At 56.8% G+C, this 12697-nt stretch carries 8 protein-coding genes and 2 pseudogenes; 8 read left to right on the top strand and 2 right to left on the bottom strand.

The annotated features are described in order from the left end of the window. The 5 genes from QD357_RS30840 to QD357_RS30820 all read left to right on the top strand — a co-directional run. Window positions 1-6649, top strand: a 6649-nt coding sequence (locus QD357_RS30840; protein ID WP_414125801.1) for a beta strand repeat-containing protein, incomplete at its 5' end; no start/stop codon positions are given. Then, window positions 6627-7274 carry a hypothetical protein gene (locus QD357_RS30835; protein WP_414125800.1) on the top strand — a complete coding sequence of 216 codons (648 nt, stop codon included), beginning with the start codon at window positions 6627-6629 and terminating at the stop codon, window positions 7272-7274. The genes QD357_RS30840 and QD357_RS30835, both read left to right, overlap by 23 nt. 226 nt (window positions 7275-7500) lie before the next feature. Further along, on the top strand, window positions 7501-8169 hold the full coding sequence (locus tag QD357_RS30830; protein ID WP_414125799.1) for a transposase: 669 nt from the start codon (window positions 7501-7503) through the stop codon (window positions 8167-8169). Window positions 8170-8216: 47 nt separating this feature from the next. Then, window positions 8217-8477 carry a hypothetical protein gene (locus tag QD357_RS30825; RefSeq protein ID WP_414125798.1) on the top strand — a complete coding sequence of 87 codons (261 nt, stop codon included), beginning with the start codon at window positions 8217-8219 and terminating at the stop codon, window positions 8475-8477. 287 nt (window positions 8478-8764) lie between these two features. Beyond that, the gene (locus QD357_RS30820) at window positions 8765-8899 is read left to right on the top strand and encodes a hypothetical protein (protein WP_414125802.1); all 135 of its coding nucleotides are present in this window, start codon (window positions 8765-8767) and stop codon (window positions 8897-8899) included. Window positions 8900-9057: 158 nt separating this feature from the next. Here QD357_RS30820 and QD357_RS30815 read toward each other — a convergent pair whose 3' ends face one another. Further along, window positions 9058-9612, bottom strand: a complete 555-nt coding sequence (locus QD357_RS30815) for a hypothetical protein (protein WP_414125797.1) — start codon at window positions 9610-9612, stop codon at window positions 9058-9060. An 83-nt stretch (window positions 9613-9695) separates the two neighbouring features. Here QD357_RS30815 and QD357_RS30810 point away from each other — a divergent pair, with 83 nt between their 5' ends. The 3 genes and pseudogenes from QD357_RS30810 to QD357_RS30800 form a co-directional block, all read left to right on the top strand. After that, entirely contained in the window at window positions 9696-10055 is a 360-nt protein-coding gene (locus QD357_RS30810) for a hypothetical protein (RefSeq protein WP_414125796.1), read from the top strand. A 243-nt stretch (window positions 10056-10298) separates the two neighbouring features. Further along, window positions 10299-11525 carry an AGE family epimerase/isomerase gene (locus QD357_RS30805; protein WP_414125795.1) on the top strand — a complete coding sequence of 409 codons (1227 nt, stop codon included), beginning with the start codon at window positions 10299-10301 and terminating at the stop codon, window positions 11523-11525. Between the two features lie 231 nt (window positions 11526-11756). Next, a pseudogene (locus QD357_RS30800) lies at window positions 11757-12521 on the top strand (transposase); the annotation flags it as partial. On the opposite strand, the pseudogene QD357_RS30795 reads toward QD357_RS30800, so the two are convergent. After that, a pseudogene (locus tag QD357_RS30795) lies at window positions 12501-12697 on the bottom strand (AAA family ATPase); the annotation flags it as partial. The pseudogenes QD357_RS30800 and QD357_RS30795 sit on opposite strands and share 21 nt — an antisense overlap.

The following is a 12697-nucleotide window of genomic DNA, read 5'->3' as shown; positions in this document are numbered from 1 at the left end:
GCTGGCCGCACACGACCTGACGCTCAGCCTGCCGTCGCTCGCCAATACCGGTCAGCTTGCCGCCGGCAACGATCTCACCTTCAACGTATCGGGGGATTTCTATAACAGCCCCTCCGGCCTGGTCTTTACCGGCAACAACGCCAACCTCTTCGTCGGCGGCGTGCTCACCAATGATCAGGGGGCCATTGTCGCCAACAATGGGTTGACCATCGAGGGCGCGGTTGCGGGTCAGCGCAATGCGGCAGTCACCAATGTATCCGGCCTCATTCAGTCCGGCGGAGACATGTCGATCCTCACCAGCAATCTCACCAACAGGCGCTCGGCGACACCGACCTGGGTGACGGGTCAGTTGGTCTCCTCCGGTGCGGTTGTCGGCACCTTCGTGCTTAATCCCGCCGTCGCCGGCCAACCCTTCGCCTATCTGGAATCGACCGACCAGAATATGTTCCAGCTTTATGCGGGGGTCGATCCGGGACTGTTTTCCGATTATCAGCCGCTGTTGTATTCGGTGGCAACATTCGCCGACGGCACTTCCTATCACGCCTGGACCTGGGTCAGCGGTAGCGGCCCGACGGAGGTTCGGCCGATCTTCGACTGGATCAAGGCCCGTGTACCCACGGATGCCAACGGTAACCCGATCCTCGATCCAAACAACCCCTCCAGGTATTTCATTGTCGATGAAGTCGTCCGCAACGGCTCGGACACCAGCACGACCTACACCTGGGACGGCGGCGCCAACATCAGCCAATCGGTTTATGAGGATCGGTTTACGGCGCCGTTGAGCGCCGAGGCGGTGATCCGCGCCGGCGGCGATCTGACGATTGATGCCACCAATCTCACCAATTCCTATAGCTCGATCGAGGCCGACGGCAACGCGACGCTAACGGGATCGGCACTCACCAACGAGGGCGTTGCGCTTTATCGCACAACCACGCTGACCTGCAGCGCCGAAAGTGCGTGCACGGCCTACAATGCCAATGGTAGCGCCGATCCGTCGCGCAACATCGCCAACGGCACCTCGATCGTCTCGAGCTCACAGGTCATCGGCGGCGCATCAGGCAACATCAAGGCTGCCGGTGCCCTCAGTCTGTCATTCGGCGCAATCAGCAACAGCTCGGCGGCGGGTTCCGTGTCGGGAGGAGCAGGCTCCGCCACCTTGAGCAATCCCGGCAATCCGCTCTCGGCACTCAGCAGCATGACGGCCGGAGGCGCCCTCTTCAACGTCAATGCGGCACTCACCAGCGTCGCCGCCAATGGCGGCGCCAGCCTCACCAGCGGCCCGTCCTTGACGGGTGGCAGCGCAACGATCGGCAACGGCCCAACGGTCAGCGGCAACAGCCTGACGACCGGCGGCGCTGCGATCAGTCCGAACAGCCTGATGGGCAAGCTGACCGCCGCCATCGGCAACAGCGGCAACCTTGCCCAGATGCTGCAGGTAAACGGCGCTCAGCTTGCCTCGGTCGCCAAGCCGCAATCCGGTGGCGTCGGCGGCACMGTTCCCGGCCAGGTCTTCCTGTTCGAAACGCGGGCAACCTTCCTCGACGTCTCGAAGTTCTACGGCTCGGGTTATTTTATCAACCGCATCGGCTATACGCCGGAGACCCAGGTTCCCTTCCTCGGCGATGCCTATTTCGACAACCAGCTCGTCGATGAACAGATGCGCCAACTGGTCGGCGATGGCCTTGGCGCCGGCTCCTTCATCCCCGGCAACAACGCCACCGACCAGATGAAGACGCTGCTCGACAACGGTGTCGCCTATGCCGAAGCGAACGGTCTTGCCCTCGGCCAGGGGCTGACGCCACAGCAGGCGGCCTCGCTCACCCAGTCGATCGTCATCTACCAGACCGAGGTCGTCGATGGCGCGCAGGTGCTGGTGCCGGTCGTCTATCTCTCGGCCGCCGACCGCGCCAAGGTCAACAACAGCGCCGCGGTTATTGCCGGTAATACGGTCAGCATCGATGCCGGCTCCGTCAACAATTCCGGCGCGATTGCCGCAGCCGACGGCATGACCATCAATGCTACCGACATCAAGGCCAATGGCGGTACCTTCCTCGCCGGCGGCAATATGAACCTCAATGCCAGCAATGGCATTACGCTTGCCGCCCAGACGATGAACATCGGCGGCGAGAATGTGGTCAATACTAATGCCGGCATATCAGCCGGCGGCAACCTGCAGATCGCCGCCGGTGGCACGCTGAACTCGCAGGGCGCCAAGATCGCCGCTGTCGGCGCGGCGCAGCTCTCCGGCCAGACCGTGACGCTTGCCGCCACAAAGGTCGACAATGGCAGCCAGCAAAATGCGACCGGCACCCGCATCACCACCGGGGGCAATCTCGGCATCACTGCCAATAACAACATCGATATCAGCGCTTCCACGGCCCAGGCCGGCGGCAATCTCGCCGTCACGGCGAAGCAGGGATCGGTCAATATCATCTCGACCGATGTCGCCCGCCTGACCAATGACGGCTACACMAAAACCGCCGGCACGGATCAACAGGCCTCGCAGCTCATTGCGACCGGCAATCTTTCGGTCAACGGCAATGCGGGCCTTTTGATCTCGGGCGCACAACTGAAGGCCGACGGCGATCTTGGCCTGACCTCGAAGGGCGACATCAACGTCTCGACGTCGCAGAACCAATCCTCATCGACCTTCGGCGGCAACTCGTCCTCATCGACCACGCATACCGGCTCGGAAATTACCGCGGGCGGTGACATCGTMGCCAAATCCGGCGGTGACCTCAATGTCATCGGCTCGAAAATTTCGGCAGATGGCTCTGTCGGTCTGCAGGCCGGTGGCGATTTGACCATCGCCGAGGCGACGGATTCCTCCACACTGGACGTTCACTCCTCTTCGAAGAAATCCGGCTTCCTCGGCACCTCGATCAAGGAGAAGGCCAACGGCCATCTGGAGGATACCACCGCAGTTGGCTCCGCGATCTCCGGCAAGGACGGCGTAACCATCATCTCCGGCGGCGACACCACCATCTCGGCCTCGACCCTGACGGCCGGTGACAGCGATCACGTTGCCGATCTCAGCATCCAGTCCGGCGGCAATTTGGTCGTGACAGCCGGCAAGGACACCGAGACCGAKAACGACAGCGCCAAGCGCAAGGGCTTCCTGCGCAGCGGCACCTCTAGCTACGACGCCTACAACGAGACGACGGTCGGTTCGCAGCTTTCCGCTTCCGGCGATATCAATCTCGATGCCGGCAAGGCTGCCGTCATCGTCGGCTCGAAGGTCAATTCCGCCGGCTCACTGACAGTCTCCGGCGACAGTGTCGCCGTTATCGGCGCACAGGAGAACCACCAGTCCGATAGCCAGCGCAAGGATTCGGGCCTCTTCGTCGGCTCCGGTGGCGGCTTCATCTCGCTCTATGGCAAGAACGCGAAAGACGGAAAGCAGTCCTCCACGGACAATGTCGGCTCCGAACTCAGCGCCGGCGAGGACGTCAATCTGACGGCCCGCAAGACCAACCTGACCATCATGGGTTCGTCGATCAGCGCCGATCAGGACATCAATCTGTCGGCCGCGCAAGACGTCAACGTCACGCCGGGTGCGGAAAGCTCGTCGGAATCGGAGACGCAGAAGAAGTCCGGCTTCGGCCTGTCGCTCTCGGCCGGCAACGGCGGCTTCTCCATCGGCATCGGCGCGCAGTCCACAAAGGACAGCAACGCGCAGCAGTCTGATACCAACGCTATATCAACACTCTCGGCTGGCCGTGATCTCAATATCTCGGCCGGTCATGATGTCAACCTGCAGGCGACCAGTGCTTCGGCCGAACGTGATGTCAACCTCTTTGCCAACAACGACATCAATCTTCTCTCGGCCAATGACGTCACCAACTATCAGGAGGCTCACGAGAAAACCTTTGCCGGCGTGACGCTGACAGTCTCCAGCCAGGTGGGAAAGGCAGCCCAGAGCATCTATAACTCGGCCGAGCGTCTCAGCGACAGCGGCGGTGTCAATGCGATCACCAACACCGCCATTGCCGCTCTCGGTTTCTATCAAGGCTATCTGGACTTGAAACAGGGTTATCAGCAGCTCAACGGCACTGATAGCGATAAGAAGGGTCTGCAATTCGACGTTTCGCTCTCCGCTGGTATCAGTCATCAAGAGAGTAATTCCTCGTCGACCGTTTCGAACCCGGTGGTCACCGATATCCGCGCCGGTCGCTCGATCACCATGGAGGCTGAGAACGGCTCGATCACCAGCGATGGTGCGCAGATCCTCGCTGGTTATGACAAGTCCGGCCTGCCCACCATCTCCGACGATCCGCTAACGGGCGACATCTTCCTGTCGGCGGAAAACGGCGACATCAATCTCAATGCCGCCACGGGTACGTCGGATTCATCGAGTTCGAACAGCTCCTGGAGCGCCAGCGTTGGCGTCGGCTTCTCATGTGGTACGAAAGGCGGCTGCGAAAAGACGGGCGTTTACGCTAGCGCTTCCTATGGGGAGGGCGGGAGCGGCACGAGCAGCGTAACCCATACCAACACCCACGTGGACGGCACCGGCGACGTGACGATCGTCACAATCGATCTCGCTCTCCGGGGCGCGACGGTCACAGGCGATTCGGTCACCGCCGACGTGAAGAATCTCACAATCGAGAGCCTGGTAGATACGGCCAAAGCCAATGCCGATCAGCTCAGCCTTTCCGGCACAGTCGGCATCGGCAGTTTCAACGTCTCGGGCGTCACGCAAAACGCGAAGGGCGATGCGGTCCTGGTCAGCGAACAATCCGGCATTCACACCGGCACAGGCGGGCTCGATATCAATGTCACCGGCCAGACGTCGTTGATCGGTGGCCTGATCACCAGTGATGCCAGTGCCGAACGCAACAGCTTCTCCACCGGCACTTTGACGGTCGCCGATATCGATACCCACTCGACCTGGAAGGCCGACACCTACGGTGGCTCGATCGGCACCAACGGGCTTTCCATCGCGCCGCCGATCAAGGATGGCGACAGTGCCACCGGCAAGGCCTATTCGGCGATCGGCTCCAACATCGGCATCACCATTACCGATCCCGCGCATCAGGTCCAGGATATCTCGACCATCCGTCGAGATACCGAAAATACCAACACGTCTCTGCCCGGCCTTCCGGATCTGCAGAACATCTTGCAACAGCAGTATAAGACACAGGCCGATCTGCAGGCTGCTGAGGCCACCATGGCAGGTCTTGTGGCGACGATCGCCAACGACTTCATGTTAAAGGCACAGACGGATGAAGAGCGCGCCTTCTGGGGCGAAGGCGGCGCTGGCCGTGCGCTCTTGCATGCGATTGGCGGTGGCTTACTCGGTGGCGTCAACGGCTGGGAGGGTGCCCTAAAGGGAGCACTTGGTGGGGCTACCTCCACACTGCTCGCCTCGGCAATCTMAGATCTCGTCGACAGCATGCTGAAAGGTACCAAATACGAAGGAACTGAAGAGGGCAAACAACTTGCCACCCTGATCGGACAAAGTTTGTCAGCTCTGGCGGCCGGTGCCATCAGTGGTGGCGAAGGTGCGGCCTATGCAGCGGCGAACTACAAATACAACTATCTCGCCGACAAGGATCTTTTCAAAGCGGTCGAAGCTTTAAAGAGGGCTGAAGCATGCCAATCGGATTGCGCTAAAGAGTGGGCCGACGTCAGAAGCTACCAAGAGTTGTCGCTTCAGAACGACATCGATCTGATGACCACGTGTAAGGCAGATCCCGGCTCTGTTTCGTGCAAAACGAAGGTCAACGAATTCCTGCAATACGCCGCCCGTCTTGACCGCGCTGGTATCGACGTATTCCCGGACAAGCAGCCGGGAGACAGCTCGCTCAACCTCGACATCGATGCCGATACGTTGGCGCAGTTCACGGCGGGCAAGGGATTTGTCTATCTCGATGTCATTCTCGCCAGATACGTGGACAACGCTGTCAATAACCACACGTCGATCCCGGACGCGATCGACGGCGCGATGGCTGAAATCAACCGAACGAATACTAACGTGGCCGCCGGGGCGATTGTGGTACTTGCTGGCGCAGGCGCCGTTATTGCCCCTGAAGTTTACGCATATTGCATGTTCTCGAATCCGATCGCATGTACACAGGCCGTAGCGCTAGCAGGCTGCGTTGCTGCAACCGTCTGCCCGGAAGTGCCGCCCGCGATAGTGGCAAGCAATGCAGCAAAAGCCGAAGCGCAATTGGAGGAACTAGCCGCCATTGAACCTGCGGCGGCGAACAATCTAGTCCCTGATGTCCCCGAGGGCGTTGCCTATTTCAGAGTACAAGGAGGGGGGGCAGGTTCTGCTACAAGTCGGGAGGCGCTAACCGTCAGTGCGGACGGTTCCGTCACCATAACGCCAGGTTGTTCCGGGGCAATCTGTGTCAGTACCGGTAGCGCAGACCATGCGATGTACTATATCTCTCAAAGACGTCCAGATGGAAATGTTGTAGTCTTTGAGGTGGACCGAGCTACACACAATCAAATTATGGAAGTAGCCGTTCCCCAGGCTGGCAATAAAGGTGCACCGGTCCAGATTGTGGATGCCACAAAATCTGGCGGAGCAGTCTCGCTTCAATTGGATCAAGTTTATTCAGATCTCATGGCTACAAACTCGTCCAGAGGCCGTGTTCTGACACAGCAGGAGTTCTTAGATGAATTTGGAACAAATCAGTAGTGACTTGCGGGAAGGCATCCTGAAGCGGGAAGAGTGTATCGGTTTCTTCGTGCACTCTAGCAGCTATTATTGGATCATTGACTGGGAAGCACATTTCAACCTTGATCAAGCCAAAAATATCGAAGCAATGTGCGAAAACCCCCAATATCGACGATTTTTACCAAAAGGCCTCACCGTAGATCAATGGCGGGTGAAACAGCGACAAGATTTTCGCGAAGGTATTCCGACACTTACCACTGAAGTATTTCCTCGATACAGAGACGGAACGTCAGCCAAAGTTGCCAATACAAATCTGCTGCGTCAGGAATTTTTTAGCGAAGACCTTGGTCAATATGCTGAATTGTCCATGCATATGGAGAATTCTATATCGTTTGATACCATAATTCCTGAAGATCTGATTGCGCTCAGAACTAGATTATTCTCAAAACTTCCAAAGTTTTACATAAATTATGACAGGAAAATATTTATGCATATAGTGCGCGGCCGCCAATACGAAGCTGTTGCTCTGGACGGCTGGTGGGGCGCCCAAGGTGATTTCGAACATATGATTCCCACTTCCCACCGCTACTGGTCCAGGAGCATGAACGAAGATTTTTGGGCCGCCACGAACTTCTCTAACTTTTGACGTTGCGCGGAGGAAAGCTAGAAGTGCTCCCGACTACGCGGGCGTCTAAGCTCGTACAAAATCTCATGGGAATTTCAGGTTTTTAGCGGCGGCGGCGATCTTCCGCGTGCTGGCAGCGTGAGGGTACACAGGGGCCTGTCATCTTGCGGCAATTGGAGCGGCGTGAATCAATTCGCCGCAGCCTCTCCGACTTGTCTGTTTTGCCTGACCGGATTCGAACCGGTGGATGACCGATCATAATGAGAACTGCGTCGGGTCGGGTGATCCTGTTCCGCACATCCTTCACCAGTGGCTGTCGTCGTTTCGTCCCTGGTTCACGGCACCCAGCTGGGAGCATCTGCTGGTCCTGGTGATGGGCGCGATCCTGTCTCCAGGCAAACTAACAGTGACGTCATGTTTGCGGATCACCGGCCGCGCCGAGGCTGACAATTTTTCCCTCTACCATCAGCTTCTTAACCGCGCGCGCTGGAACCCGCGCACGTTGGCTTCGCGGCTATTGTCGCTCGTTGCCGCCAGCCTCGTACCCGATGGTCCCATTGTGATCGGCTTGGATGACACCATCGAACGCCGATGGGGACCAAAGATTGCCGCCAGTGGCATCTATCGCGATCCGGTGCGCTCCAGTCACTGCCAGTTACCACTCTGCCTTGCACGGGCGATCGAACGCCTCGTGAATGGGATGCTGCAGGGCAGCAGCTTGTCGGCCGCTGATCGTGATCAACTTGCTGCACTACTTGGCGAGAGCCTGAGCGCCATCGTAGGCGGAGCTGTCGGCGGCGGCGAAGGAGCAGCCTATGGCGCTGCCAACTATCAATACAACTACCTGAACGATAAACAGCGGAAGAATGGCATTTACCGCCTATCGTGCGGCGCGGTCATGCCAGACAAGCGATAACTGCACAGTCGAAAACGCCCGCTTGGCTTTCTATCTGGAAATAGCTCATGTCGCAGCTGATATATCTGCTCCCCTATAAGGAAATGACCGGTTGTTCTGATGAACAGAGTTCGCCAAGCGTGTTTGACAACATGAACGCCTTGGATTGTGAACAGGCGCAGAAAGCCGCAGATTATATGGATTCAGGTATGCCTGTACTCGAATTTATGGGGATGACCGAAGATCCACTGACCGGAAAATGGGATATGCCGCATTATGTTAGAACCGATGGCAATTTGCATGGGATGGCATGCTCGCACGCTGGGTGAGGGTACACAGGGTGCGACTTCCAAAGGATTTTCTCGACTACATCAACAGCGATCCATCCGCTTTAGCAATCAGTCGCAAAGCGGCTAGTGATCAGGCTCTTATGGTGGACAATTTCAAAGCCGCGATTACAAGAAGAGCGCTTTAGATGCCGAGGCATGGACTGAAAGTGCCACGGTGACAGCTCAAAATGCTGCGCTACGATTGAACGCACTGTGAACATTATGCGGCTCGAAGCAGTCTTCCGGGAAGACCCAGAGGTCTGAAGCCTTCCGGCATCTGCTGTTCAGTGTCCCAGGAACACAATCTCACCAATGTCGTCGAGCGGATCATGCTGTTGGGTTCTATCATGGCCGGCGAAATGGCCTGGCAGAGCAACCCGAAGAAGCCCAAGGCTGCGACAGCGGCCTGGCTCCGTAACTAATCATACAAATCGTGATGGTCGTGGCAGGTCTGCGTTGTAAATGCCGCGCTCCTTCAAGGCTCAAATACACGGTTTTGGTGATATTTCTCACATTTTGCTACCTTGGGGCGGCGCATCCCGCACGGGTTTGGAATTTCGGATACCCCCCGCTCGTGTGTTTACACTGGTAGGTGACCATTAAGGGCGATGTCGAATACACTCCGGCCAGTGGTTGGGTCCGTAATGATGATCGGGGTTGCCGGGTAGGCGACAGCGGAATGGGTCGTGATCCAGGCCGCGGCCTCTGCCGCCATCCATGAGGTCAGATCCAGGGTAGCGGTATGCAACGCGGTCAAGGGCTGCGCCAGTATAGGCTCATAGTGGGCGATGCGGTTACGCAGGCGACGGAGATCCCGTAGTTTCTGGGCAATGGTCGCGCGCTGCAGGCCACCAGTGCTAAAGATCGGGCGGAGGGTGCCCCACAGATGGCTGGAGGAGCGACCGAAGAGGGAGCTCCAGAACCCGAAATTCAACTCGGCGATCATCTGGCTGTGGGTGGCGGCTTTACCCTCCCTGAGCAGCAGGGCACGCGCTTCCTGTACGCATTTCTGCTGGTAAGGGTCCCTGAGTACGGTGGGGTCATCGAACCAGGTGACACCGAAAGCGGCCTCAAGGGCAAGGTCGCACTTGTTCCGCAGAGTGATCTCCAGCATATGGAGTGAGCTATGTTCCATCCTCCTGGGACGCACTTCGACAATCCGAAAAAAGCGCTCCTAATTCGAGCAGGACTGTTCACCCCGAAGGGGAGGCCCATTAAATGAAATATGATGCACCGGAAAGAAAAAGTGAGGAAGAGATTATTGAAACACTTTCTCGGCTGGATAACACCCCTGAGGAACGCATACGAGCAGTGCTATCAGCGCTCTACTACGGCAGAACTGTAGAGTTTTCAGGAGACACTTTAATCGAGGAATTTTCTAAGGCGAAGTACCAGGAGAGGTATTGGCTTAAAAATCTACTTGAAACATATTACGGCATGTGCCGAACACCTTACCGAATCAATGACAGTATCGCGCTTCTAGAAGCTTACAGACACGAGTTTCCTGAATATAGCTTGGACGTCGATGCAACCCTCGAAGCGTTACTCGAATATAAAGCGATGTTTCGAAGCCACTGATATTCAACGTGAACAGCATTTCCCGCATTGGTTCACCAAGACCGAAAAGCCATTGACGCACCCCGCGTATCAAGAGCTTCCGAGGATATTTCGGCAATGCACCGCGAGCGCGACGAGCTGCAAAAAAAATGAGCAAAACATCAATCCGCTTGTTTGCAATGGCTGGATTGAATGGGGCATTCATGAGCAGTAGCGACGTTATAATCACGCGTACGAGATGGGCTGACCATTTTCGCCAGTTGATTGAAGCCTTTAATCTGGCTATTTGAAGCTGTAATTCTGAATTACCTTAAAGATTTTGCCATGCCGTTGCTTGCCCTTAAAAAACATTTGACTGAAGTCATGCTTCCAGTTTGGCTTAAGCGGGCCTTCGATGACAAGGCGAGTCAGTTTGTTGAAGCATTGTCTCTCGATGGCGACCACACGCGCAGCACGGTAGTGCGAACACGCACTGCCGCGCGCCAAATTTATGTGTTTGCGAATGCCTACTGCAGGAATGCCGCGCCAATAGGGGCGTTGGATAAGGCGCAAATTGCATTTGAGAACTTGAAAAGTATTTGCTGGGTGCCTGGTGAACGGGCTGGATTTGCGCGATCCTACGATCTTGCGACGTCTCGCGTAGTGGATCCCGAGATAGATCTTTACGATCAATCCTGCGTTCTCCTTGCTCTTGCGTGGCTTTTCAAGGCGACCGGAAACAGCGGCTATAAGAGCATCGTAGATGAGACGTTATGCGCGATCGATAAAACGCTTGCCGCAGACTTCGGTGGATGGGCTGAGACCGCGAGCGGAGATTTACCTCGCCGGCAAAATCCCCACATGCATTTTTTTGAAGCTTGTCTTGCGCTGTGGGAGATAGATGGATCCTACACCTATGTCACACGCGCCCGTGAAATTTTCGCGCTGTTTCAGGCGCAGTTTTACGACAGGGAATTCGGCCTGCTCCGAGAGTTTTTTGGCCCAGCATGGGAAATCTCGAAGGAATACGGCTCAGATCGAATTGAGCCCGGCCACATGGCAGAGTGGGTTTGGTTGATCCGGAGATATGAGAAGCTAGCGAAAGGAGATCATACGCAGCTTTGTGCGAACCTCCTCGCTTCATCTCAGCGTTGTCGCAGTGGATCGTTCACCCCGTTTATTCTCGACGAGGTGTTCGATGACGGGAGCATTTCCAAAAACACGAGACGCCTATGGCCACAAATCGAGTTGCTCAAAGCTTATGTTGCTGAGTACACTGCGCAAAATGATCCCATCAACTTAGACAGAGCACGCCAGCTCGCAACACAGATTATGACAGAATATCTAAGCCATACGCCGCATGGCATGTGGAGAGACTGCTTCGACGGTTCTGGAAATTTTGTCGCGAACTCGATACCAGGAAGCTCGGCGTATCATCTCTGGACGATTGTCGCCGACCTGGACCTCGAGGGTATTGAAATTTCTTCCTTCGCCGCTCGGGAAACCTGCTGAAACGCTTCCAGCACCTTACATAACCACTGCGTGGCGAATTCCTGCGCCTCCCCGATGCTTTCGATAATGTATTGGTCGAGCCATTCATGTTGGACGGTGCGCCGCCTTGCCCCGCTGATGTCAGTACCGGCGTAATACATGGGGTAATCGCGGCGCGATCCCCTCCGGTGACCTGCCACTGCGAATTTCCTCCAAAATTGATTAGAGTCCGGCCCATTGAAGGACGGACGCATGAAGAAGCAGAGATTTACGGAAGAGCAGATTATTGCGGTGCTGAAGGAGCAGGAGGCTGGCGCGAAGGCGGCGGACCTGTGCCGGAAGCACGGGATTTCAGAAGCCACGTTTTATAATTGGAAGGCCAAATACGGGGGCATGGAGGTGTCCGAGGCGAAGCGGCTGAAGGCGCTTGAGGACGAGAACGCCAGGCTGAAGAAGCTGCTGGCCGAACAGATGCTTGATGCAGCCGCACTTCGCGAGCTTCTTGCAAAAAAATGGTAGGGCCTGCCGCCAAGCGCGAAGCTGTCGCGCATCTGAAGGCCATCATGGGTCTTTCGGAACGGCGGGCCTGTCAGATTGCTTCCGCTGATCGCAAGACGGTGCGTTATCAGTCGTGTCGACCGCCGGAGGTTGAATTGCGGGCGAAGCTGCGCGACCTCGCCAATGAGCGTCGGCGCTTCGGTTACCGGCGGCTGTTMGTCCTGCTTCGGCGGGAGGGAGAGCCGTCCGGCGTCAATCGCATCTATTCGGCTATATCGCGAGGAGGGTCTCTCTGTCCGCAAGCGTAAAGCCAGACGCCGTGCTGTCGGCACGCGTGCGCCGATTCTGGTCGAAGCGAAGGCCAATGCCCGATGGTCGCTGGATTTCGTCCACGACCAGTTCGCCTGCGGAAGGAGGTTTCGCGTGCTCAACGTCGTCGATGATGTGTGTCAATGCCGGATGAAATTTCCCCAGAAGTGCCGAAGTAAAATTCCCCAATTATGCCGCCCCGGACGACGAGGAGAATTGGGTATTTTTCGGCGGTCTGCCGCGAGGTCGTGATGGTGGGGCAAAGGACGGAGGCGTTATCAATGCTTTCGAGCGAACATGTTCAGGCATCAATTCGGCATGTTGGCGCAGCCTGTAACTTGATCCTTCGATCTGAACGACGACGGCATGATGCAAAAGTCTGTCGA

This window comes from Rhizobium sp. BR 317 (assembly GCF_047445835.1).
In the GTDB taxonomy this organism is placed as follows: Bacteria; Pseudomonadota; Alphaproteobacteria; order Rhizobiales; family Rhizobiaceae; genus Rhizobium; species Rhizobium paranaense.
The sequence above is the reverse complement of the archived record's forward strand: the minus strand, read 5'-3'. Positions and strand labels throughout refer to the sequence as shown.